The sequence below is a fragment of the Arthrobacter rhizosphaerae genome (genome assembly GCF_023062595.1).
Lineage (GTDB): Bacteria > Actinomycetota > Actinomycetes > Actinomycetales > Micrococcaceae > Arthrobacter > Arthrobacter rhizosphaerae.
The window spans coordinates 15609-38351 of the sequence record NZ_JALLAN010000005.1 but is presented as its reverse complement, the minus strand read 5'-3'; the positions used below and the strand labels follow the sequence as shown (position 1 = coordinate 38351).

The 22743-nt window shown below is 62.6% G+C and carries 22 protein-coding genes and 1 riboswitch; of the genes, 11 read left to right on the top strand and 11 right to left on the bottom strand.

All coding sequences use genetic code 11. The annotated features are described in order from the left end of the window. Positions 1 to 70 precede the first annotated feature (70 nt). The 3 genes from MU551_RS08380 to hemE form a co-directional block, all read right to left on the bottom strand. Entirely contained in the window at positions 71 to 685 is a 615-nt protein-coding gene (locus tag MU551_RS08380; protein ID WP_247042475.1) for a hypothetical protein, read from the bottom strand. Positions 686 to 808: 123 nt separating this feature from the next. Next, on the bottom strand, positions 809 to 2209 hold the full coding sequence (locus MU551_RS08375; protein WP_247043138.1) for a protoporphyrinogen/coproporphyrinogen oxidase: 1401 nt from the start codon (positions 2207 to 2209) through the stop codon (positions 809 to 811). A 61-nt stretch (positions 2210 to 2270) separates the two neighbouring features. Further along, on the bottom strand, positions 2271 to 3401 hold the full coding sequence (gene hemE, locus MU551_RS08370; protein ID WP_247042472.1) for a uroporphyrinogen decarboxylase: 1131 nt from the start codon (positions 3399 to 3401) through the stop codon (positions 2271 to 2273). 158 nt (positions 3402 to 3559) lie between these two features. Between hemE and MU551_RS08365 the strand changes: the two genes are divergently transcribed. Continuing rightward, positions 3560 to 4930: a glutamyl-tRNA reductase gene (locus MU551_RS08365; RefSeq protein ID WP_247042471.1), complete on the top strand. Its 1371-nt coding sequence runs from the start codon at positions 3560 to 3562 to the stop codon at positions 4928 to 4930. Positions 4931 to 4945: 15 nt separating this feature from the next. Here MU551_RS08365 and moeB read toward each other — a convergent pair whose 3' ends face one another. Further along, a complete protein-coding gene (gene moeB, locus MU551_RS08360; RefSeq protein ID WP_372489819.1) occupies positions 4946 to 6136 on the bottom strand; it encodes a molybdopterin-synthase adenylyltransferase MoeB in 1191 nt (396 codons plus the stop codon). Between the two features lie 93 nt (positions 6137 to 6229). Here moeB and MU551_RS08355 point away from each other — a divergent pair, with 93 nt between their 5' ends. The 3 genes from MU551_RS08355 to MU551_RS08345 are packed head-to-tail and all read left to right on the top strand — an operon-like array spanning position 6230 to position 7501. After that, positions 6230 to 6898, top strand: coding sequence for a TetR/AcrR family transcriptional regulator (locus MU551_RS08355; RefSeq protein ID WP_247042469.1), 669 nt, complete (start codon positions 6230 to 6232; stop codon positions 6896 to 6898). 58 nt (positions 6899 to 6956) lie between these two features. After that, positions 6957 to 7181, top strand: coding sequence for a DUF3107 domain-containing protein (locus MU551_RS08350; protein ID WP_247042468.1), 225 nt, complete (start codon positions 6957 to 6959; stop codon positions 7179 to 7181). Positions 7182 to 7198: 17 nt separating this feature from the next. Beyond that, positions 7199 to 7501, top strand: coding sequence for a hypothetical protein (locus MU551_RS08345; protein WP_247042463.1), 303 nt, complete (start codon positions 7199 to 7201; stop codon positions 7499 to 7501). A 60-nt stretch (positions 7502 to 7561) separates the two neighbouring features. On the opposite strand, the gene MU551_RS08340 is transcribed toward MU551_RS08345, so the two are convergent. From MU551_RS08340 to thiO, 4 genes are all read right to left on the bottom strand, one after another. Further along, positions 7562 to 8242: a 4a-hydroxytetrahydrobiopterin dehydratase gene (locus MU551_RS08340; RefSeq protein WP_247042461.1), complete on the bottom strand. Its 681-nt coding sequence runs from the start codon at positions 8240 to 8242 to the stop codon at positions 7562 to 7564. 90 nt (positions 8243 to 8332) lie between these two features. Continuing rightward, the gene (locus MU551_RS08335) at positions 8333 to 9142 is read right to left on the bottom strand and encodes a thiazole synthase (protein WP_281507009.1); all 810 of its coding nucleotides are present in this window, start codon (positions 9140 to 9142) and stop codon (positions 8333 to 8335) included. Positions 9143 to 9185: 43 nt separating this feature from the next. After that, positions 9186 to 9422 carry a sulfur carrier protein ThiS gene (gene thiS / locus MU551_RS08330; protein WP_247042459.1) on the bottom strand — a complete coding sequence of 79 codons (237 nt, stop codon included), beginning with the start codon at positions 9420 to 9422 and terminating at the stop codon, positions 9186 to 9188. Beyond that, positions 9406 to 10725, bottom strand: a complete 1320-nt coding sequence (gene thiO / locus MU551_RS08325; protein WP_247043119.1) for a glycine oxidase ThiO — start codon at positions 10723 to 10725, stop codon at positions 9406 to 9408. The genes thiS and thiO overlap by 17 nt, the downstream gene beginning before the upstream one ends. A gap of 78 nt (positions 10726 to 10803) precedes the next feature. After that, positions 10804 to 10923: riboswitch (TPP riboswitch) on the bottom strand. A 26-nt stretch (positions 10924 to 10949) separates the two neighbouring features. Between thiO and thiE the strand changes: the two genes are divergently transcribed. Then, positions 10950 to 11636, top strand: coding sequence for a thiamine phosphate synthase (thiE, locus tag MU551_RS08320; RefSeq protein WP_247042457.1), 687 nt, complete (start codon positions 10950 to 10952; stop codon positions 11634 to 11636). Positions 11637 to 11671: 35 nt separating this feature from the next. Here the strand turns inward: thiE and MU551_RS08315 are convergent, their stop codons facing one another. Continuing rightward, complete coding sequence (locus MU551_RS08315; RefSeq protein ID WP_247042456.1) at positions 11672 to 12385, bottom strand: ferritin-like fold-containing protein; 714 nt, start codon at positions 12383 to 12385, stop codon at positions 11672 to 11674. Between the two features lie 41 nt (positions 12386 to 12426). On the opposite strand from MU551_RS08315, the gene MU551_RS08310 reads away from it, so the two are divergent. From MU551_RS08310 to MU551_RS08300, 3 genes are all read left to right on the top strand, one after another. Then, the gene (locus tag MU551_RS08310; RefSeq protein WP_247042455.1) at positions 12427 to 13926 is read left to right on the top strand and encodes an RNB domain-containing ribonuclease; all 1500 of its coding nucleotides are present in this window, start codon (positions 12427 to 12429) and stop codon (positions 13924 to 13926) included. A 277-nt stretch (positions 13927 to 14203) separates the two neighbouring features. Then, positions 14204 to 15895 (top strand): DEAD/DEAH box helicase, encoded by a 1692-nt coding sequence (locus MU551_RS08305; RefSeq protein ID WP_247042454.1) that lies wholly within the window; start codon positions 14204 to 14206, stop codon positions 15893 to 15895. Between the two features lie 8 nt (positions 15896 to 15903). Beyond that, positions 15904 to 16809 (top strand): DNA-methyltransferase, encoded by a 906-nt coding sequence (locus MU551_RS08300; protein WP_247042453.1) that lies wholly within the window; start codon positions 15904 to 15906, stop codon positions 16807 to 16809. Positions 16810 to 17169: 360 nt separating this feature from the next. Here the strand turns inward: MU551_RS08300 and MU551_RS08295 are convergent, their stop codons facing one another. Continuing rightward, positions 17170 to 18018 carry a PHP domain-containing protein gene (locus MU551_RS08295; RefSeq protein ID WP_247042452.1) on the bottom strand — a complete coding sequence of 283 codons (849 nt, stop codon included), beginning with the start codon at positions 18016 to 18018 and terminating at the stop codon, positions 17170 to 17172. A gap of 112 nt (positions 18019 to 18130) precedes the next feature. Here MU551_RS08295 and MU551_RS08290 point away from each other — a divergent pair, with 112 nt between their 5' ends. After that, the gene (locus tag MU551_RS08290; RefSeq protein WP_247042448.1) at positions 18131 to 19723 is read left to right on the top strand and encodes an aminopeptidase P family protein; all 1593 of its coding nucleotides are present in this window, start codon (positions 18131 to 18133) and stop codon (positions 19721 to 19723) included. A gap of 95 nt (positions 19724 to 19818) precedes the next feature. On the opposite strand, the gene MU551_RS08285 is transcribed toward MU551_RS08290, so the two are convergent. After that, positions 19819 to 20661 (bottom strand): YflT domain-containing protein, encoded by an 843-nt coding sequence (locus tag MU551_RS08285; RefSeq protein WP_247042447.1) that lies wholly within the window; start codon positions 20659 to 20661, stop codon positions 19819 to 19821. A gap of 77 nt (positions 20662 to 20738) precedes the next feature. Between MU551_RS08285 and MU551_RS08280 the strand changes: the two genes are divergently transcribed. Together MU551_RS08280 and MU551_RS08275 are read left to right on the top strand one after the other, a co-directional pair. Continuing rightward, entirely contained in the window at positions 20739 to 22022 is a 1284-nt protein-coding gene (locus MU551_RS08280; protein WP_247042445.1) for a magnesium transporter MgtE N-terminal domain-containing protein, read from the top strand. Then, entirely contained in the window at positions 22003 to 22743 is a 741-nt protein-coding gene (locus tag MU551_RS08275) for a DUF1003 domain-containing protein (RefSeq protein WP_372489818.1), read from the top strand. The genes MU551_RS08280 and MU551_RS08275 overlap by 20 nt, the downstream gene beginning before the upstream one ends.

Below are 22743 nucleotides of genomic sequence, written 5' to 3'. Positions count from 1 at the left end.
AAGTCGAAACCGATTACTTCTACGGCGTGTAGAAGTGGCGCAAATCACAAACTGGCCGCTTTTTGCGCTTTTATGCCCTGCGTAACCTGTAATAAATGACAGCCGAAACGCCGGCTAAAAGAACCAGCGCAACGCCACACCAAAGCAGTCGGGAAGCTTCGGCCTGGTCAACGTTGGAGACCTGCTTCATGGGCTGCTTTACGCTGTTGCCTTGTGCCTGGACCTCTCCATAAGAACGATTCTGAGAGGCCTGGCCGTAAACGGAATCAGCAGGCGACGGGGAGGACATGGCCTCCTCAGTAGCGCCAGAAACAGCGGCGGCACCGTCAGGGTCAGGTTGAACAGGTTCAGCGGCCGGAGGGGCAGGCTCCGCCGTCGGGGATTCAGCCGGTACCGTCACGGGTTTGCCACGCTTCGGCTCCTGTGAAGATGGCGGCGCGGGAGTACCCTTGGCGTCGGCCGGAAGCTGAGTGTCCGAGGAATCAGTCGTCAGTGTGGGCGACTCGGTTGGAGCAGAAGATATTGCCGAAGACTGGGTCGCCGGGACCGCGACGACCGCGTTGGAGGCAGGCGTGCCTGCGACGAAAACCAGAACCGCTCCGAGCGAGGCTGCTGCCGTACCGCGTCGAAGACCCCCATGGAAACCAGTCAGCGTCCTGAAAATGATGGACCTCTGAATAACCATAGTTAACGACCCTAACGACTGAAGCTGGACTATGGGAATCGGGAGTGATCCGATAATCATGGGAGACGGCGGGATTCCAACCTCGCAGCGAGGGACTTTCCCTGCTTCAGCACACCCCTTGCTTCAGGACAGCAGGGCCCGGACCTGCCTGGGAGTATCCGCAACAACCGCCGCAAGGCCGTTGCCTGAAAGCCAGCCGCCAACAACGGCCAGGTTCCCGGTTGCGGCACAGATGGACCTGATGGCGTCAACCCTCTGCTTGTGGCCCACCGAAGCGAACGGCAGCGAGCCGGGCCAACGCACGACGTCCCAGCCCACCACGTCAGTTTCGCTGAGGTGTACCTCCAGCAGGGCAGACGCATCAGCAAGGGCTGCCTTCAACAACTGTTGATCGGTTCCGGCCTCCCCCCTGCCATCAGACGCATCCAGGGCAGCATCGTCAGACGCATCCCCGCTGCGGCCATAGGACAACCTGAGAACATGGGTCCCGGGACCGGCCTTGGCTGCCAGCCACTCCCATTTAGCGGTTGCATGCGTGAGCGCCTTGGCTTGAATTCCGGGTGTCTGCGGTGCCACCAGGATGCCGGTGCCCCTGGGTTTGCTGTCCAGTTCGGGAAAATCAAGCACCAAGGACACCAGCCGGATGTCCGGGCCCTTCGCAGGCCTGTGGCTTGCCAAGGCAGGAAGAGCATCTTCCAGGAGTGACACTGCCGACGGACCATCAAGGGCAACCACGAGGACTTCGCAGTCAAAGGCGCGGCCCGACCCGGAAACGAACCAACCCACCGAAGTGCGTGTCACTGCATCAGCGCGCACGCCGGCTTCCAGGTGCACGCCCCTGCCTTGAAGATCCTCGACAAGAGCCGCCACCAGGGTATGCATTCCGTCTTTGAGCCCTGCCACGGCGGACCCGGCTTTCACGCGGCCCCCTGTAGGGCCTGACTTGCGCTGGGCAGCCACAGCAGCCGCCAGCGAACCGTGTTTGCGGACACCTTCGCGGAGGCCTGGGGCCACCACATCGACGTCGAGCAACCCTGGATCCGCGGAGTGGACGCCTCCCACGACAGGCTCCACCAGCCGTCGCAGTACTCTACGGCCCATCCGCGCCCGCACCAAGGAGGAGACACTGGCAACGTCCTTCGAGGTTCCCACTGTCGCAGGCAGCCACCTGTCCAAAGATGCACGGATGGCGCCAAGCAATCCAAGGGACCTCCGGACCTCCGGATCCCAAGGGGACGCCGGAATGCCGAGGATCCCCGTCTTTGGAAGTTCGCGAGGACCATCGGGCAACTGCACCCAGGCACCCGACGGATCAGGCGAAACAATGTTTCCGGCCAAGCCCAGCTCTGCGGCCAGGTCTGCCACCGCCGAGGAACGGGTAGCAAATGATTCCGCGCCGCTGTCCAGTTTCAGCCCTGAGACAACATGGCTGCCGACACAACCACCCCATGAATCACTGGCTTCCAGCACTGTCACCTGGAAGCCCGCCCCGGCGAGTTCGCGCGCGGCCAGGAGCCCGGACATTCCACCGCCTACCACCACCGCAGTCCGGTTGGAACGGATTACTTGAGCTGCTGCCACGGCCTTATTCAGGGGAAATCGAATGAATAAGTTCGACGACGCGGGTCAGGACGGCGGGATCGGTTTCCGGCGGTACGCCGTGTCCCAGATTCAGCACGTGGCCAGGTGCGGCCGAACCGGCATCGATGACTTCGCGGACGTGGGCTTCCAGCACGGGCCACGGAGCCGAGAGAAGCGCAGGGTCGATGTTGCCCTGCAAAGGTACTGTTCCGCCCAGGCGGCGGTTTGCCTCGTCCAGCGGCAGGCGGTAGTCCACCCCGACGACGTCGACGCCGACGTCGCGCATGGCCACCAGGAGTTCGGAGGTTCCGGTGCCGAAGTGGATGAGGGGTGCGCCAAGATGCCGCACGTGGTCCAGGGCGCGGGCGGAGGCCGGAGCAACAAAACGTTGGTAGTCGGCAAGGCCAAGGGAACCGGCCCAGGAATCGAAGAGCTGGCCGGCGGAAGCCCCGGCTTCCAACTGCGCCCTCAGGAAAAGGCCCGAGGCGTCGGCTGCCCAGTTGGCCAGAGCCTGCCACGTTTCCGGGTCAGCGTGCATCATGGTGCGCGGGCCCAGGTGATCCCGGGACGGCTTGCCCTCCACCATGTAGGCAGCGAGCGTGAACGGCGCACCTGCGAATCCGATCAGAGGGGTCTTGCCCAACTGGGCCACCGTAAGGCGTACTGCTTCCCGGATCGGCTCCAGCGATTCCCAGGTCAGCTTGGGCAGCGCAGCTACGTCCGCTGCCGTCCGTACCGGCTTGTCCAGCACGGGGCCAACCCCCGGGACAATATCGACGCCGACGCCGGCAAGCTTGAGGGGAATGACGATGTCCGAAAAGAAAATGGCGGCATCCACGTCATGGCGCCGCACCGGCTGCAGTGTGATTTCAGAGGCAAGCTCTGGCCGCAGGCAGGACTCAAGCATCGCGACGCCCTCGCGGACTTTCAGGTATTCGGGCAGCGACCGGCCAGCCTGGCGCATGAACCACACGGGGCGCCTCGACGGCTTCCCGCCGCGGTAGGCGGTAATGAGGGGCGAGTCCGATGTGCGCCCATCCATTAAGGGGTGGCCTGAGTCGAGGCTGCCCGGGTGGGTGTTGCCCACCGTACCGTTGGATGCCGTGCCGTCTGAAGTTGCAGCGCTAGAGATCATGCCTTCGATTGTGCCCAAATTCCGTCCTAAAAGATAACGACAGCTTGTCATCTGTTGACGCCGGCAATACATGGTGGCGGGGATCACAAGGGGCGGTGCTGCACTCCACTTCACGGAGTTGTTCTACACGGGCACGAAAAAGCTATGATTGTGCTGCTGTGGTTCTTTTTTCATTGGTGGCTACACACGCCGACATCGACCTTGAAACCGTTGCTCAGTTGAGCACCGGCGCTTCAGAGCTCGCTACATCCGCACTCTCCGGATCGCCGGAAGTCACGGGTGCGATAGTCCTTGCCACCTGCAACCGCTTCGAGATTTATGGCGAAGCCGTCCATGCGGATGATGTTGAGGCCGCCCGTGCTGCCCTCGTGGCACAGATCAGCGGAAGCAGCGGACTCAGTGAGCAACTCGTGTCCAGGTCATTCAGCACACGCACCGGAACTGAAGTGACCAAGCACCTCTTTGCGGTCAGCTCCGGACTGGATTCCGCCGTCGTGGGAGAACGCGAAATTGCCGGCCAGGTCCGCCGTGCCCTCATCCAGGCGCAGCATGAGGGAACCGCAAGCTCAGGGCTGGTCCGCTTGTTCCAGGCCGCCTCCAAAACCGCCAAGGACGTCGGTGCCCAGACCGCACTCGGATCGCGGGGGCTATCCATCGTTTCCGTTGCCCTCGACCTGGCTGCGGATCTTTCCGAAAACGCTGATTGGGCAACCAAGAAGGCCGTAATCTTCGGAACCGGCGCCTACGCGGGAGCCACGATGTCCCTTTTGCGTGAGCGCGGCTGCACAGACGTTTCCGTCTTTTCCTCCTCAGGCCGTGCCGCAGGTTTTGTCGCCACTCGCGGGGGTGTGGCGTTGGACGAGGAATCCCTTCCTGTGGCGGTCGCCGCCGCGGACGTCATGATCGGCTGCAGCGGATCAGATACCCGGGTGGAAGCCGAGGAGCTGGCGCGTGTCCGTGCTGACTCTCCACAGCCGCTGATTGCGATCGACCTCGCCCTGACCCATGATTTTGACCCTGCCGTGGGAGAGCTCGACGGCGTGGAACTGCTGACGCTTGAATCCGTAAGACTCGCAGCCCCGCAGGAGCAGGCCGAGTCACTCTCACAGGCCAGCAGCATCGTTACGGCAGCAGCCAAAGCATTCGAGCAGGAGCGCGAGGCCCGGTCGGTCGATTCAGCCATCGTTGCGCTGCGCCGCCACACGATGAACGTCCTCGACGCCGAGATGGAAAAGGTACGCGCCCGCCACGGCTGTACGGCAGCTGCCGAAGAGGTGGAGTTTGCCCTCCGCCGCATGGTCAAGCAGTTGCTCCACGTCCCCACGGTCCGGGCCCGCGAACTCGCTGCCAACGGCCAACAGGACGAGTATGTTGCCGCCCTCGAAGCCCTCTACGGCATCAGCGTGGACCAGCCAGCCGCACCGGTCCAGGGACCAGTGCCAGCCCCACTGCAGGCTTCAGACGCCGAGGCAGAGTGCCCGGTGGACCACACTAATATCTCCATCGAGGACAGGCGCGAGTCCGCCTGACAGCCGCCAGTCCGCCTAGTAGACGGGCTTACCCGGCTCCACGTCCTTAACCCAGGCGAGAATGCCGCCGTCGAGATGGCTTACCCGTTCGTACCCCGCCTTTTTCGCTGCAGCCAGTACAGCGGCTGAGCGGCTTCCGGCTTTGCAGTGGAACACAATGTCACGGTCCTGGGGCAGTTCTGACCACGCCTCACCGGCGAGGATCCTGCCCTGCGGGATGAGCACTGATCCATCGATGCTGACGATGTCGTGCTCCCCTGATTCGCGGACGTCCACGAGGTCGAACTCCTTAAGGCCGGCCTTGCGTGCGGCCAGCATTGTGGCCAGCTGCTTGGCGGTGACAGTGTTCTCGTTCGCTGTGGATGACGCCGGGAGGATCCCGCAGAAGGCCTCATAGTCAGTCAGCCCCGTGATGGGCTCGGCCGCAGGATCCTTGGAAACCTTGATCTCGCGCCAGCTTCCACCCAGGGCGTCAAAGAGGGCCACCCGCCCCAGCAGGGAACGTCCGACGCCGGTGATGAGCTTCACTGCCTCCGTCACCATCAGGGAGCCCACAGCCGCGCACAGCATGCCGAACACTCCCCCCTCCGCGCAGGAGGGAACAGATCCGGCAGGCGGCGCCTCCGGATAGAGATCACGGTAGGTGGGGCCATATTTTTCCCAGAAGACGCTGACCTGGCCGTCAAACCTGAAAATGGAGCCCCAAACATAAGGCTTGCCGAGGATGGCGGCAGCGTCATTGACGAGGTAACGCGTGGCGAAGTTATCGGCACCGTCCAGGATGAGGTCGTAGTCCGCGAAAAGTTCAAGGGCGTTGGACGCATCCAGCCGGACGTTGTGGAGCCTGACATCAACCAGAGGATTCAGGGCCGCGACAGCATCCCGCGCCGACTCAATCTTCGGCCTGCCGACGTCCGCTACTCCATGGATGACCTGGCGTTGAAGATTGCTGAGATCCACGACGTCGTCGTCAACGATCCCCAGCGTCCCCACCCCGGCAGCAGCCAGATACAGCAGGGCAGGCGAACCAAGTCCTCCGGCACCTATGACCAGCACTTTTGCGTTTTTGAGCCGCCGTTGGCCCATTGTCCCGATCTCGGGAATGATGAGATGCCGGGAGTATCTCTCCACCTCCTGGGGGCTCAGCCCTTCCGCCGGTTCCACCAAAGGTCCGATGGCCGTAGGGGCAGCTGTTGTGGAGATCATGGAAGCCATACTTCAATGTATGCCGAAGATGCCGTCAGGTCATGTTACCCCCGCGTAAAGTAGAGGTAACTGCAAGGGAAGGAAGGCCAAAAAGTGGCTCATCATGCACCCGTCGACCGGGTTCAGGACGGAAAGCCCCTTGGCGGGCAGGCGCGTACTTCCGGTTCCCGCTCGGCGCGGCTACCCCGTGATGAACGCCGGGCCCAGTTGCTGTCTGCAGCCCAGGAGGTCTTTGTTGCCAACGGCTACCACGGGGCTGCCATGGACGAGATCGCCGAGACGGCCCGCGTCAGCAAGCCGGTGCTCTACCAACACTTCCCTTCCAAGCGGGAACTGTATCTCGCCCTGCTGGACAGCCACCTGACCGCACTGACAGAACTGCTGCTCGGCGCCCTGAACTCCACCACGGACAACGACGAACGTGTCCAGGCAGTGATGCGAGCCTACTTCCGGTTTATTGCGAATGATGACCAGGCTCACCGCTTGGTTTTCGAATCCGACCTCATCAATGATCCGGATGTCAGTTCCAGGCTTGAAACCTTCAACAAGACCTTTGCCGACGCCGTTGCCCGTGTCATCGCCGAGGACACGAAACTTCCGCCACTTGAAGCACAGCTGCTCGGCCGTGCACTTGCTGGAATGGCCCAGGTCAGCGCACGCTATTGGCTCGAAACAGACGGCAACCTGGACCTCGATGTTGCCAGCGACCTGATTTACCGTTTAGCTTGGCGCGGAATCAGTCGCTTCCCCAAAGAGACCTAGACTACAAATAGAAATTGTCTTCGGAATTTTTTAACTTTGATTGGCTGGGAGGCCTCGCGTGGAAGTAAAGATCGGCATTCAGAACATCGGCCGGGAAATTGTGCTGGAATCGGCTCAGGATGCTGACGAGGTCGCCAAGGTTGTTGCAGAAGCCATTTCCAAAGGCACTGAGCTCAGGCTGAAAGACGACAAGGGCCGTTTGGTCATCATTCCCTCCAACACCCTTGGCTATGTAGAAATCGGAGCGGAAGAAGTCCGCAGGGTCGGATTCGGCGCACTCTAACCTGGCAGGAGTTCCACATGCTTTCTCTCGTCATCGTCTCCTTCGTGACGGTAGCTGCAGGCTTCATCATCTGGGCGAATGACCGCAGGCATGCCAAATACGGCATTCTGATGCCGGCGGGAGTGGCAACGGCGGTAGGGCTTTTGAGCTGGATATTGTTCATTACTGCCGGTTTCGGCTTCCAGCCGGGCCTCACGTGGATTCCCTGGATCCTTCCGATGGTTCTGGGGACGGCGGCCGCCCTGGCTGCTGCCATCTACCTGGGGAAGACCCGGGCCCGGCACGACACCGCACGCCTCACTGCCGCACTGAGGCTCTGAGGCTCTGAGGGAACAGGCTTTGAGGGCTCATGCCCTCAACGGGTAGGGCTGCAGCCGGCCTCACAGGTCCGGCTCGTGGCCCTCTTCCGTGCACAGGCACAGCCGGTTACCCTGGCTGTCAGTCACAACAACCCAATGAGGGGCGTGGCCGTAGTCCATCAGGGCACCGGTCCCCGCGGTCTTCTCCAGCACACCACCGGATTCCTCCTTGCTCCGGTGAATGTCCAGATGAAGCCTGTTCGGGCTTGGCGTGGACGTCTTCTGGAACCAGAGGCTGGGCCCCCTTCCATAGGGGTCCACCAGGTCTCCGTAGCGGCCCTTTTTGTAACCGAGCGCGACGCGCCACACCTCAGAGATTTCGGCCGGATCGGCTGTGTCTATGGCGACTTCGATGGTTCTGTAGAGGCCCGGTTCGGGGGTTGCGCCTGCCGCTTCCGCCTCTGAGCTCGCCGATTTTGCGGCGGTGATATCCCGCTGGGTGACTTCGGTTCCCGCGTCATGGGAGGTGAAGCGGATGAATACCCTGTTGAACCGCCAATCGAGGTCAGGGTGATGGTTCTGCTCCTCCGCGGAACGTCCGACGGCGGCGATGAGGTCCAGCGCTTTGGCGGCGGTGGGCAGTTTGTAGACCGTCACCAAGCCGCCGAGGCGGTATCGCCAGTCAGGCAACCCGGCAAGTGCTTCGTCGATCTGCGGCCGGGTCAGCACGGCCGGCTTTTCGGGTACGACTGGTTCAGGCATGACGCGCTCCTGGAACTGATAGCAGGCGGACAGGTCCGCCGTCGACCGTGCCGGAAAGCGGAGCCAGGCGGCCGGGCCCGGAAGAACGGGCTAGAGGAACTCGGCCCGGCCTTCCATGGCAGATGACGCCAAGGCGTGCTCACGGCGCGGAATCCGGCCGGCGGTTTTCGCCAGCCTACCGGCGATGACGGCGTGTTTGAAGGCCTCACCCATCCGGACCGGGTTCTGGGCACGCGTGACGGCGGTAGCCAACAGCACGGCGTCACAGCCGAGCTCCATGGCCAGTGCGGCATCCGAGGCGGTGCCGATTCCGGCGTCGAGCACTACCGGGACGGAGGCTCTGGCAACAATCAGCTCTATGTTGTGCGGATTCAGGATGCCCAGTCCGGTCCCGATCGGCGAGCCCAAAGGCATCACTGCCACGGCGCCGAGGTTCTCGAGGCGCAGCGCAAGCACGGGGTCGTCATTCGTGTAGGCAAACACTTTGAACCCCCGATTTACCAACTGCTCAGTCGCTTCGACCAGTTCCACGGCGTCGGGCAGGAGGGTGTGTTCGTCGGCTATGACCTCCAGTTTGACCCAGTCCGTTTCAAGGGCCTCGCGGGCCAGTTCGGCCGTCATGACGGCGTCCCTGGCAGTGAAGCAGCCCGCCGTATTGGGCAGCACCCGAATGTTGTGGTCGACGAGGAGCTGGAAGAGGGAACCCGTTTGCGCCGGTGAGTACCGGCGCATTGCCACTGTGGTCAGTTCCGTTCCCGAGGCCAGCAAGGCGGCGCCGAGCCCGTCAAGGCTTGGAGCGCCGCCTGTCCCCATGATGAGCCGTGAACTGAACGCGACGCCGTCGATGGTCAGCTCGTCGGTCGCCTTGTCGGCCGGACTGGAAGTGGTGGCCAGCGTCATGTTTCCTGCATTTCCTGTTGGAGTAGGGCCTTCGTGCACGTGCCTAGCCTCCCTGAACTGCAGTGACCAGTTCGACGTCGTCGCCGTCAGCGAGCGCCGTCAGTGACCACCGGCTCCGGGGAACCACCTCGGAATTGCGGGCAACCGCAACGCCAAGTTTCTGGCCGTCAGCTGCCTGGCCGTCGGGGCCAAGACTTTTGCCTGTTACGAGGGCTACCAGGGTGGTCACCGAGGTGCCTTCATCGATGGCACGCTCCGCACCATTAAGGGTGATATTCATGCTGTTCCTTACTACAGAGAGGGGTAGCGGCTGTTGCCGGATCGGGGTGGCGCGGGATGTGGCTGGCGGAGAAGCCCGGGGAGAATCGCCCGGGTTGGAAAACTGCCCAGCGGGGATCGGACCTGCCCTCCATCAGCTGCAGGCAGATTGACGCGGCGGCGGGAGCCAGCAGTATGCCGTGGCGGAAGAATCCTGTCGCAACAATAAGGCCCAGGACGTCGGAGTCGCCTGTCCGGTCCTGCACCCTGCCGAGCAGCGGCGCGTTGTCAGGAGTTCCCGGCCTCCCCCGGGCGGTGCATTCCAGCAGCTCCAATTCGGCTACTGCCGGAAGAAGCGCCTGCGCGTCCCGCAACAGCTGGTATATTCCTCCGGCGGAGACTGCCTCTGCCGCATCTTCTTCCAGGGCTACCTCCCGTTGCGTGGCTCCGATCACTACAGTCCCGTCATCCCTGGGAACGATGTACACCGGCACGCCGTGAACCAGGCCCCGGACAGTGGAGCTCAACAGCGGCTGGAGGTGAGCCGGAACGCGGAGCCGGATAATATCCCCGTACACAGGCCGCAAGGGAAGATTTAGCCCCGGCGGAAGGCCATTCAGGTTTCCGGTTCCAAGTCCGTTGGCCAGGACAGTCTCGCCGGCATGAATGGCTATCCCGTTGTCCAGGACGACGCCGGCTACGCGATCACTTTCCCATTGCAGGCCGGAGGCCCTCGCCGGGATCATTTTGCAGGTTCCCCCGGCGCGCTCGGCATTGACAAGAGCTGCAGCAATCCGGGCCAGGAGCCTTCGAGGGTCCACCTGATGGTCGGCGGCAATTCGATAGGCACAGGAGACCCCCGGACTGAGCAACGGCTCAATGGAGCGCGCCTCCCGAACTGTCAGTTGCTCGACCGAGAGCCCGTTCGCTGCTTGGACCCGCCTGAGATCGTCCAGCGCCCGGCGGTCTGCAGGATCAACACCGATGGCCAGCGTGGGAGTGGTGATGTATCCGGTACCTGCGGCCGTTTCAGCCGCCTCATCGGTGCGATCGACGTCAGGGGCAAGCCCGGCCGCGAACTCCGGCCAGAGGGACGAGGCCTCGAGCATGAGTTCCAGCAGGTCTTCTTCCTGGTAGTGCAGTTCACTGACCGGGGCAAGCATCCCGGCGGCGGCCCAACTTGCGCCACAACCGGGCGCATCGTCAACCAGGGCCACGGAGCGCCCGCTCCTTGCCGCTTCCCATGCGATGGCGTGGCCCACCACTCCGCCACCAATGACTGCGACATCCACGCTGATATCCGTTCCGGAGGCGGGCTCACGCATTGAGCTGCTGGACTCTGAGCTGCTGGACTTTGAGCTGCTGGAAATCGTGCCAGTGGACGACGGCGGGAGTGCTGGGTGGGAGAGCACTGGATTCCTTCCCTACGCCGGTACTAACCGGATCAGGTCAAGCGGTCGGCTCTGACGCCCTCTCAGCCCGGCAGTTTGTGACAGCTGCGGCGGGCTCCCGCGGTACTCCCCCAGTTTAGAGGAACTAGGCTGGTGCCATGACCGAGCATGCCGTCCACACCACCGCCCGCTTGTACCTCTGCACCGACTCCCGCCAGGGTCGGGGGGACTTTGAGGACTTCATCGACGCCGCCTACGCAGGGGGCGTCGACATCATCCAGTTGCGGGACAAGCAGCTGGAGGCGGCGGAGGAACTGGAACTGCTGGAAGTACTCCAAGCCGCCGCCCATCGGCACGGACGGTTGTGGGCAGTCAACGACAGGGCTGACATCGCGTCACTGTCCGGCGCCCCGGTCTTGCACCTTGGCCAGAAGGACCTGCCGCTGCATTCGGCAAGGACGTTCGTCGGCAGTGAAACAGTGATGGGCCTTTCCACTCACACCCCAGGGGAAATCGATGCCGCCATCGCCGCTTCACCAGGCAGAAGCGGCCTGGACTACTTTTGTGTCGGGCCGATCTGGTCCACTCCTACTAAACCCGGACGGGCCGCCGTCGGGCTTGAGCTCGTCAGTTATGCCGCAGACGCGATCCGCGCAGCCGACCGAATGACTGTTGACGGCATACTCCTGCCGTGGTTCGCCATTGGCGGCATCGACCTCGCAAACGTGGAGCAGGTGGTGGAGGCCGGGGCCTCGCGTGTTGTGGTGGTCCGGGCCATTACCGAGGCTGACGATCCTGCGGCCGCCGCCAAGGCTATTCTCCAAGTGCTCGACGCCGCAGCCTGATCCGACTGACGGTCTGATCATCCGAAGCCCCTCAACTAGCCTGTGAGGCCAAGTTGGGTCATGCGTCGGGAGTGGTTCCCTGCCAGCTCCTTCATTAAGGCAGCAACCATGAGTTTGGCTTCTGCCTCGTCCTTGACCGCTGGGGAGTCCGCATCTATTGCCTCATTGCCAGGGCTGACCATGAGGCCTGACAGGAAAGCACGTTCGAAACCCACCCGCTGAGCCTGGGTGAGAGCCTCCCCCAGCAACCGTCTGCCCCACAACGCCAGCCTCGACGCCAACCTGGGATCATCGGACAACGCTTTCTTGAGCCGTGCACGAAGGATCTCCGTGATCTCTTCCGTCGACTGGACCTGCTGGATCAGCTGCCGGCTTTCCGGCTCAACATACTCGGACACTGCACGGTAGAAGTCAGCCGAAACTGTGTCAATCACATACGCCTTCATCAGGGATTCGTACCAGTCAGCAGGGCGCGTACGGTCGTGGAAATGGTCAATGGCGGGCTGGAAGGGCAACATGGCTTCCTCAGCATCGACTCCCATCCCCGCAAGCCGTGCACTGACCAGTTCGTAGTGCTCGAATTCCAGCACGGCGATCCTGCCCAGAACGGCCCGGTCATGGAGGGTGGGCGAGTAACGCGCGTCCGCAGAGTATCTCTCAAAGGCGGAAAGCTCCCCGTAGGCCATGACTCCGAAGAGATCCGTTAGGAAGCGGTCCCGGCGAGCGTTGTCTGTGGGGGAAGTGCTCATGATCCAAGACTAATGGGGCAAATCGGGCTAACCTGATTTTCGTGTCACATCATCGTCTGGCTCCAAGTGTTCATGCTCAGGGCAACCAGTTGGCCGCGGCGCTCAGTGCCTTGCGCGTCCGCCTGGAGCTGCCCGGAGCGTTCCCGGACGAGGCCCTCAAGGAAGCCGAACAGGCTGTCGCGGACCACCGCCTGCCGGACCTGGATTTCACCGGCATCGAATTCATCACCATTGACCCGGCGTCGTCGACTGATCTTGACCAGGCTGTTTTTATAGATAGGGCCGGTGAAGGCTACAAGGTCTATTACGCCATCGCCGACGTGCCGTCCTTTGTGGAGCCGGGCGGTCCCCTTGACGCAGAAACCCGACGGCGAGGCCAGACGTTTTACGCACCCGACGGCCGTATCCCGTTGCATCCCGAGGTAATCAGCGAGCAGGCCGGCAGCCTGCTGGAAGGTCAGCTTTGCTCGGCCTTCGTTTGGGAATTCGACCTCGACCACGCGGCTGAAGTTTCAAACGTAGTGGTGCGGCGGGCAACAGTCCGGAGCCGGTCGAAGCTCAGCTACAGGCAGGCCCAGACACAGCTTGATACAGGAACCGCGCCACCCATGTTGCAGCTTCTCAAGGAGGTGGGGATCAAGAGGGTCGAGCTGGAGCGGGGCAGAGAGGGTGCAAGCCTGAACATGCCCGAACAGGAAATCCAACAGCTTCCCGACGGCGGCTACCGGATCATTGCAACACCCCAGCTTCCAGTGGAGGACTGGAACGCACAGATCTCCCTCATGACAGGGATGGCAGCCGCGAAACTCATGCTGGCCGGCAAGGTGGGTATTCTCCGGACCATGCCAGCCCCCGACGAGCGGTCCCTTGATAATTTCCGGACTCAAACGCAGGCTCTGGGCAAGCCCTGGGACGGTCAATTCAGTTACGGGGAATACCTGCGCACCCTCGATCCCCAGGATCCCAAGCAACTGGCCATCCTGCACTCGGCGGGGATGTTGTTCCGCGGCGCAAACTACACTCCCTTTGATGGAACTGTCCCGCAGAACGCCGTTCAGTCGGCCATCGGTGCCAGTTATGCGCACACCACTGCACCGCTGCGCAGGCTCGTGGACCGGTTCGTCCTGGTCATCTGCGAAGCGCTGAGCAACGGCGCTGACGTCCCCCGCTGGGCGCGCGAAGCCCTTCCGTCGCTGCCGGCCATCATGGCCGCTTCCGACCAACTCGCAGGCCGCATGGAACGCCTCGCCCTCAACACTGTTGAGGCCGCCCTGCTGGTCAACCACATCGGACAGGAATTCGAGGCCGTGGTTATCTCCGCATCCAGGCAAGGCAAACTCAACGGCAATGGCGGCAACGGGAATGGCAGTAACGGCAACGGCAACTTAAACGGGTCAGGGCCTTCCGGAATCGTGCAGATTGCAGAGCCTGCGGTCACGGCCAGATGTACGGGAGAGCTTGAACCCGGCACCAACGTCCGGGTCCGGCTCGTGGCCTGCGACATCTCCGCTCCGGAGGTCCTGCTGGAGCTCGTGGGCTGACCAAATCGGGTCGCGTCCGGTGCTTTTCGTCTCAACAGCTAGACTGAGTGTGTAGTAATGGATGCCCGGTCGTTGATTTCCTTCCTTTTAATGAATCAACAAGCCCGCCCCTACGCGATCTTGAGACACACCAGTTGGTCACCAGTGCCAGCATAGATAGCCCGCGATCGGCTTCCACTGGATTTGCTAGCGCGCCCGAGCGTGCTCCGGAACGGCTCATCAAACCGCCCCGTTGAGCAGGCAGCGCCTAAGCCCAAATGAATAAGGAAACTCCACTGTGAGTGAATTGCACACGCACCAACTTCTTATCGACGACACCGGAACGGAATCGATCGAGCCCGAAGAAACCATCATCTCGGACGAGAAACCGCACGAGATCGAAGAAAAGTCCTTCGCTGATTTTAACGTCCGCGCCGACATCGTCGAATCCCTCGCCGACGCCGGGATTACCCATCCGTTCCCTATCCAGGCCATGACGCTGCCGGTGGCCCTTTCCGGCCACGACATCATCGGTCAGGCCAAGACAGGTACCGGCAAAACCCTGGGCTTTGGTATTCCAGCCCTGCAGCGCATCGTGGGCAGGGACGATCCCGGCTTTGACAAGCTCGCGGTTCCGGGAGCACCCCAGGCACTGGTCATCGTCCCGACGCGCGAACTCGCAGTCCAGGTGGCCAATGACCTCCAGAACGCCTCCCGGAAACGCAACGCCCGTATCGCCACCATTTATGGCGGCCGTGCCTATGAGCCCCAGGTTGACGCGCTGCAGAAGGGCGTCGAGTTGGTTGTAGGCACGCCGGGTCGCCTGATCGATCTCTACAAGCAGAAGCACCTCAGCCTCAAGAACGTCAAAATCGTGATCCTCGACGAGGCCGACGAAATGCTTGACCTGGGCTTCCTGCCGGACGTTGAAACCCTCATTGCAGGTACCCCGGCAGTGCGGCAAACCCTCCTGTTCTCCGCCACCATGCCCGGTCCGGTCATCGCCATGGCCCGCCGCTACATGACGCAGCCCACGCACATCCGCGCTGCAGACCCGGACGATGAAGGCCTGACCAAGCGCGATATCCGCCAGTTGATCTACCGTGCCCACAGCATGGACAAGATTGAGGTTGTGGCCCGCATCCTGCAGGCCCGGGGCCGTGGCCGTACCATCATCTTCACTAAAACCAAGCGCACCGCCGCGAAAGTCGCCGAGGAACTCGTGGACCGCGGCTTCGCGTCCGCCGCGATTCACGGCGATCTCGGTCAGGGTGCCCGCGAGCAGGCGCTGCGGGCTTTCCGCAACAACAAGGTAGACGTCCTTGTCGCCACGGATGTCGCCGCCCGCGGCATCGACGTCGACGACGTCACCCACGTCATCAACTACCAGTGTGTTGAAGACGAGAAGATCTACCTGCACCGTGTTGGACGCACAGGCCGCGCCGGCAACAAGGGCACGGCCGTTACGTTCGTGGACTGGGATGACATGCCCCGCTGGGGCCTGATCAATAAGGCCCTCGGCCTGAGCGTTCCGGAACCGGTGGAAACCTACTCGTCCTCGCCGCACCTGTTCGAGGAACTCGACATCCCCGAGGGCACCAAGGGAAGGTTGCCTCGCAGCAAGCGGACCCTTGCCGGTGTGGATGCCGAGGTCCTGGAGGACCTGGGCGAAACCGGCAAGAAGAACAGCCGCTCCGGTGGCAGGGACGGTGGCGGCCGGGACGGCGCACGTTCCGGAAACCGCGACGGCGCCCGTTCAGGCAGCCGGCGCAGCGGCGGCGATACAGGCGGACGCACAGGTGACCGCCGTCGTCGTTCTCCCGAAAACGAAGCAGCCAGCGGCGCTGCTGCCCCGGCGGCAGCCGAAGCACCGGCGCAGGCTGACACGGACCGTCCCGCACGTGCGCGGCGCACCCGGACCCGCACCCGTCGCCGTAACGGTGAAGTGGTGGCTGGCGGCGACGCGCAGTCCAACACCACTGAGGCCTAAACCCCTCAATGACTGACACTGTCTGGGCGCCGGACGGCAGCAACCTGGTGGTACACGCGGATAACGCAGCTTTCCTCCCCACGCTGCCGGACGGCGCCTTCACACTCATCTACGTGGATCCACCCTTCAACACCGGCCGCTCCCAGCGGCGACAGGAAACGAAGATGGTGGTGAATCCCGATGGTGCCGGGGACCGCGTGGGTTTCAAGGGCAGGTCCTACGACACCATCAAGGGCGCACTGCACAGCTACGACGATGCGTTCAGCGACTACTGGTCCTTCCTTGAACCGCGGCTGGTGGAAGCCTGGCGGCTCCTGGCGGACGATGGAACCCTGTATCTGCATCTGGACTACAGGGAAGTGCACTATGCCAAGGTCATGCTGGATGCCATTTTCGGCCGGGAGTGCTTCCTCAACGAGATCATTTGGGCCTACGACTACGGGGCGCGGGCCAAATTCCGTTGGCCCACAAAGCACGACAACATCCTCGTCTACGTAAAAAATCCTGCGAAGTACCATTTCGACAGCGCGGAAGTGGACCGGGAGCCGTATATGGCGCCGGGCCTGGTCACGCCGGCGAAGAGGGAACTTGGGAAGCTGCCGACTGACGTCTGGTGGCACACCATCGTCTCTCCGACTGGTAAGGAAAAAACGGGCTACCCCACGCAAAAACCGGAAGGGCTCCTGCGTCGCGTAGTAGCCGCATCCAGCCGTCCGGGCGACTGGTGCCTTGATTTCTTCGCTGGTTCCGGGACCCTCGGAGCGGTAGCTGCGAAGCTGAACCGGAAATTCGTGTGCGTGGACCAGAACCTTCCGGCCATCGACGTTATGACCAAGCGGTTCGGTAGCTCCGCCGTTTTCACTTCTTACCCGTTGACGCCGGAACCGGCGTTGACACCGGAACCGGCACAGTAGCGGGTAAGCGAGGTCCTGCCCGGCAGGCGAAGTCCCGGCGGCAACGCCACGGGACCGACCAGTCTTGCACCTCTGGTGCTGTCAGCAGCTTTCCATCAGCTGTATGCCGTGAGCCATCTGCCGATGGGCAAGAACAGATCCTTGCGAGTCACAAATTGCATTGACGAGCAAGGCAAAGCCTTCCCCATTTTGAAAGTTGCCTCTATGACCGGGGATAAATTCTTCAGGCACCGTTCCCGGAGGAACGAAAACCCACCACAGATCGCGGCGCTCCCCCATGCGCAGGGTTACTCAGGCGATTCCGGCAGTCAATAGAGGTGAGTATCTGTTGGGAAGATTCAGGTACCCAGCAGACCCGATTCAGGTACGGACCACGGTGCACCCCGTGCCCATTTCCTCGATCCGGACCAGAACTTCGGGGGCCGTAAGGTTTTCACCGAGCAGGTTCGGCTTTCCCGTTCCGTGATAGTCAGAGGAGCCTGTCACGAGCAAATCGTGGCGTTCCGCCAGCCGCCGAAGGAACCGTCTGCCCTCCTCCGGATTGTCCCGGTGCTCGATCTCGAGCCCGGCCAGCCCGGCGTCAATCATTTCCTGGTACGTCTGCTCCCCCACGATCCTGCCCCGTGCTGATGCCACCGGATGAGCGAATACCGGTACGCCGCCGGCTGCCCGGACGAGTTCGACGGCGACGGCAGGGTCCGGCGCATAGTGCTGGACGAAGTACCGGGAACGGGATGTCAGGATCGAGGAAAAGGCCTCTGAGCGGTCTGAAACGACTCCGGCGGCCACCAGGGCGTCTGCGATATGCGGGCGGCCGAGGGTTGCCCCGGGAGCGACATGGTGAATAACGTCATCCCAGGTCAGCGGATAGTCCTCCGCAAGCAACGTCACCATGTGTTCTGCACGGGTGAGGCGCGCGTCCTTTGCCTTGGTAATCTCTTCCAACAGGCCAGGGTGCGCGGGGTCATGGAGATAGCTCAGCAGGTGAACGCTGATTCCTTTAGCAGTCCGGCACGAGATTTCAATTCCTGGCACGAAAGCAACCCCGGCCACGAGGGCAGCCTCGGAGGCTTGTGCCCAGCCGTCGGTCGAATCATGGTCGGTCAAGGCGATGGCATCCAGCTTTGCAGCTGCCGCCGCCTGCATCACCACAGCAGGGGTTTCGGTGCCGTCGGAAACGTTCGAGTGGGCATGCAGGTCTATCCTCACCAGCCCAGCCTAGTAGATGACTCCAGCGCCGCCGGTCCTCGCAACTTCAGCGGGCGGGACAAAGGGACGGCACGGTTGCCAACCCCGGGTCCGCTGGTGAGACGATGGGACCGTGAACGATGCTGAAACCACCCAAAACTCTGCTTCCCAGCCACTTGAGGAGCGTGTCAACAACCGCTCTCAACGGCCAAGTTCCGATGCCTTCAAGGCCTTTATGGCCAGTAATTGGGCCCCCACCCCTGAACACAGCCCTGAGCGTGAAGCAGTGGCGGGCTATGCGGCTACCAGGCGACACGCCATCTCAGGCCAGTTCAAAGGCGAGCGCCTGGTCATTCCGGCTGGGCCTTTGAAGGTCCGCTCCAACGACACGGACTACCGCTTTCGCCCGCACTCAGCGTTCGCGCACCTGACCGGCCTTGGCGTGGACCACGAGCCGGACGCCGTCCTGATTATGGAGCCGGTAGAAGAAGGCAAGGGCGACGACGGCGGTCACCACCACGCCACCCTCTACTTCCGGCCGCTGGCCGGCCGGGACACGGAACAGTTCTACGCGGACTCCCGTTCGGGAGAATTCTGGATCGGACCGCGTCCCACCCTGGCGGAATTCAAAGCCCGCTTAGGGATCGCCACGGCGCACATAGATGAACTCGAGACAGCCATCACCAAAAACGTGGGCGCTCCGGAAATCGGTGGGGTATCCGTCCGGCTGGTCCGCAAGGTGGACGAGAACATTGATGCCCTCGTGGACACCGCCCGCTACAACACTGCCAAGGATCCGGACACGCTCGATCTTGGAGTCCTGGATGCCTTGGATGACAAGCTTGCTGAGGCGCTGTCGGAATTGCGGCTGATCAAAGACGAGTGGGAAATCGCGCAGATGAAAATCGCCGTGGCAGCCACAGTTGAAGGCTTCACCGAAGTGGTCAAGTCGCTTCCCCGCGCCCTGACCCATCACCGCGGCGAGCGCGTTGTGGAGGGAGCCTTCTTTGCGCGCGCCCGTGAAGAGGGCAACGAACTCGGCTACGACACCATCGCGGCTTCAGGGAACAACGCCACCGTGCTGCACTGGACCAGGAACACCGGCAAGATCAATGCCGGTGAACTCCTGCTGCTGGACGCGGGGGTGGAAGCAGAGTCCCTTTACACGGCCGACATCACGCGCACCCTTCCTGTCAACGGTGTTTTCTCCGACATCCAGCGCAAAGTCTACGAAGCAGTCCTGGAGGCCGCAGATGCCGGATTTGCCGCCGCCCGGCCCGGCACGAAATTCCGCGACATCCATACTGCCGCCACCACTGTTCTGGCCCAGCGGCTTGCGGAGTGGGGTCTGCTCCCCGTTTCTGTTGAGGAGGCCATCAGTCCCGAGGGGCAGCAGCACCGGCGCTGGATGCCGCACGGCACCAGCCACCACCTTGGCCTTGATGTCCACGATTGTGCACAGGCCAAACGGGAGCTCTATCTGGATGGCGTGCTCACGCCGGGAATGGTGTTCACCATTGAGCCTGGCCTCTACTTCAAGAATGAAGACCTCGGCATCCCGGAGGAGTATCGGGGAATCGGCGTCCGCATCGAGGACGATGTCCTGATGACGGCTGACGGCCCTGTGAACCTGAGTGCAGCCCTTCCCCGCGGCTCCGCTGACGTGGAGGCCTGGATGGCCGGGATCTACCAGGACGTGGAAGCCCAGTCGGCAACAACGGACTGACTGCAGGAACTGACGAAGGAAGGCCCGTCGGATCTGAACTGCTCAGATCCGACGGGCCTTCGTGCGTCCTGTCTTTGGCGCTGAATCCTTGGTGGCTAGGACTTGCCCTCAGTGTTGTCCTGCGGCGCCTGCGGCTGGCTCTGCTGTTGCGCCACTTGCTGCTGCGGCTGCGGGCCGTTAACGCGGACGCCGTACTGGGGACGCCCGTCGGGAAGGTCCGGGTAGCGGACCGCCGCAGGCCTGGTCCCGGCAGGCATCTTCTGCCCTTCCTCCTGTGAAATGGCAGGCGCCTGGCCGGGCTCCTGGGTGGCGCCGGGGGCTTGCTGCTGCCCTGCTCCCGGAGCCTGACCATAAGGATCGTTCCAGCTGGCCGGACGCTGCGGAGCCTGCCCTTGGGGTGCGTTGTAGCGAGGTGCGCCGGAAGAAGCGTCCGACGGCGTCATGGGCAGTTGCTGCAGCAGCCGGCGCGCCTCACCTGAGGCTTCGACGGCGACCACGACGTCGTAGTTGGTGGCCACGACCTGGCTGGTGGACGTGAAGTCACGCTTCCCGCGCTGCATCGCATAAGTGACGATGCCGAACAGCATGAAGAACGCAGCACCCATCAGGACCGAGGCAACGATGGAGAAGTAACCGCCCGTCGGGGAGAAAAAGGAGAGCATGACGCCCACGAACAGGCCGAACCACATACCGCTCAGGGCACCGGACAACGCGACCCTGGGGTAGCTCAGCCTCCCGGTGACGCGTTCCACCATCTTCAGGTCGTTGCCCACGATGGATACAACCTGCACCGGAAACTGCTGGTCGGCGAGGTAGTCCACCGCCTTTTGGGCATCCAGATAGGAGTTATATGACCCGACGGTGTCCCCGGTGGGGACAGTGCGGGACTCTTCGGACCCCGGAACGCCCGACTTAGGAGCACCAAAAATATTTGACATACCCCCATTCTTGCCCATGATCATGTGTGGCGGCTGTAAATTCAGCTAAAAGAGAGCAGACTCGGTAGCCTGTACAAGTGAGCACCAATCATTCGCGGGTATTTGTCGCGCGCTTACTTGGACTGGACGTCTTCGACCCCTTGGGCGATCGTCTGGGCAGGTTGCGCGATGTCGTGGTGCTGTCCCGCGGCAGCCGCGGCGCCCCCCACGTGGTGGGCATCGTCGTCGAAGTTCCGGGAAAGAAACGGGTCTTTGTACCGATGACGCGCATCACCTCGATCGACCAGACCCAGATCATCTGCACGGGGCTGGTGAACCTGCGCCGCTTCGAGCAGCGCGGTGCAGAAACGCTCGTGGTGGCCGAAATGTTCGACCGCCGGGTAACCCTCGCTGACGGCAGCGGCGACGCCACCATCGAGGACATCGCAATGGACCGGCACCGCTCCGGCGACTGGTTCGTCAGCAAATTGTTTGTCCGTCGAGGTCATTCACTGTCCCCACTGAGCAGGCTCCGCCGCAATGAGACCATGATCATCGACTGGGCCGATGCTTTGCAGGTAGCCAAAACGGAGCCCCAGGCCGCAACCCAGTTCGTGGCTACACACGAAGACCTGAAGCCGGCCGACTTCGCCGAAGCACTCCAGGAGATGAGCGACAAGCGCCGCTTTGAAGTGGCAAGTGAACTCCAGGACGAACGGCTGGCGGACGTCCTGCAGGAGATGCCCGAGGGCGATCAGGTGGAAATCCTCTCCGCCCTCGATGTCGAGCGTGCTGCTGACGTTCTGGAGGAGATGGATCCCGACGACGCCGCGGACCTGCTCGCCGAACTGCCTTCAGCGCAGGCCGAGGAGCTGCTGCAGCTGATGGAGCCCGAGGGGGCAGAGGACGTCCGGCGCCTGCTGGAATACGACGAGGACACTGCAGGCGGGCTCATGACTCCCGTCCCGGTGATCCTTCCGCCGGAAGCGACTGTCGCAGAGGCGTTGGCCCATGTCCGCCGCGAGGAACTTTCTCCTGCTCTGGCATCGTCCATCTTTATCACCAGGCCTCCGCTGGAAACACCCACAGGCCGGTTCCTGGGTGTTGTGCACATTCAGCAGTTGCTGCGCTATCCTCCCCCGGAGCCCCTGGGCAATCTTGTGGACAAAAACCTTGAACCGTTGTCGGACCAGGCGCACATCAGTGAAGTTGCCCGCGCGCTTGCCACGTACAACCTGAACTCGCTTCCCGTGGTCAATGACGACGGCCGGCTCGTGGGGGCGGTGACTGTTGATGACGTGCTTGATCACCTGTTGCCTGATGACTGGCGTGCCCACGAGGATGACGTCCCGATAAGGAAACTTGGAGGCCGCATTGGCTGATCAGAACGCCCCCCGGAAGCTCAATGGCCGGCTGGTCGGCAGGCAAAGCGTCACAGGCGGCCTGGATACACCCCTAAGCGGGCGTCAGCGGATTCTCCCGAAGTTCTCGCCCAACCCGGACGCTTTTGGCCAGAGCACTGAGGGCTTTGCCCGCTTTATGGGTACTCCCCAGTTCCTTGTCTACATGACGGTGTTCGTTGTCGTCTGGCTCGTCTGGAACACCTGGGCCCCAGTGGAGTGGCAATTCGACTCCCGCGCCCTTGGCTATACCTTGCTGACCCTGATGCTGTCCCTGCAGGCCTCATATGCTGCTCCGCTACTGTTGCTGGCCCAGAACAGGCAGGACGACAGGGACCGCGTGTCCCTGCAGCAGGATCGCCAGCGTGCCGAGCGGAACCTGTCCGACACGGAGTACCTGACCCGGGAACTGGCATCGCTGCGAATTGCCTTGCGTGAAGTGGCTACCCGTGATTACGTTCGAGCCGAACTCCGCAGCCTGCTGGAGGACATGCTGGAAGCCCAGGAGGAACTCCGGAAGCACGATCCCTCGGGCGCCGGCAGCCACGAGTCGCCCAAGGAAAAGGTCCGCGAAAAACTGAAGGAACGCCGGGAGAAGCAACGCAATCCCCGGACCCAGCAGATCCCCAAGATCAAGCCGGAAACCTCCAGCAAGCCTGCGCATCTCAACCCGCCGGAAAGCCCCAACCACCCTGAAAGCTGA

What these genes read in the sequence shown, in the direction of transcription:
- MU551_RS08375 (WP_247043138.1), bottom strand. Translation starts at nt 2,209, where the DNA reads ATGTCCGGGCTCCTGGCCGCGCGCGAACTCGCCGGGGCGGGCTTCCAG.
- MU551_RS08345 (WP_247042463.1), top strand. Translation starts at nt 7,199, where the DNA reads ATGCTTTCTCTCGTCATCGTCTCCTTCGTGACGGTAGCTGCAGGCTTC.
- moeB (WP_372489819.1), bottom strand. Translation starts at nt 6,136, where the DNA reads ATGATCTCCACAACAGCTGCCCCTACGGCCATCGGACCTTTGGTGGAA.
- MU551_RS08380 (WP_247042475.1), bottom strand. Translation starts at nt 685, where the DNA reads ATGGTTATTCAGAGGTCCATCATTTTCAGGACGCTGACTGGTTTCCAT.
- MU551_RS08285 (WP_247042447.1), bottom strand. Translation starts at nt 20,661, where the DNA reads ATGTCAAATATTTTTGGTGCTCCTAAGTCGGGCGTTCCGGGGTCCGAA.
- MU551_RS08315 (WP_247042456.1), bottom strand. Translation starts at nt 12,385, where the DNA reads ATGAGCACTTCCCCCACAGACAACGCTCGCCGGGACCGCTTCCTAACG.
- hemE (WP_247042472.1), bottom strand. Translation starts at nt 3,401, where the DNA reads ATGATCTCTAGCGCTGCAACTTCAGACGGCACGGCATCCAACGGTACG.
- thiE (WP_247042457.1), top strand. Translation starts at nt 10,950, where the DNA reads ATGACCGAGCATGCCGTCCACACCACCGCCCGCTTGTACCTCTGCACC.
- MU551_RS08335 (WP_281507009.1), bottom strand. Translation starts at nt 9,142, where the DNA reads ATGACGCTGGCCACCACTTCCAGTCCGGCCGACAAGGCGACCGACGAG.
- thiO (WP_247043119.1), bottom strand. Translation starts at nt 10,725, where the DNA reads ATGCGTGAGCCCGCCTCCGGAACGGATATCAGCGTGGATGTCGCAGTC.
- MU551_RS08340 (WP_247042461.1), bottom strand. Translation starts at nt 8,242, where the DNA reads ATGCCTGAACCAGTCGTACCCGAAAAGCCGGCCGTGCTGACCCGGCCG.
- MU551_RS08300 (WP_247042453.1), top strand. Translation starts at nt 15,904, where the DNA reads ATGACTGACACTGTCTGGGCGCCGGACGGCAGCAACCTGGTGGTACAC.
- thiS (WP_247042459.1), bottom strand. Translation starts at nt 9,422, where the DNA reads ATGAATATCACCCTTAATGGTGCGGAGCGTGCCATCGATGAAGGCACC.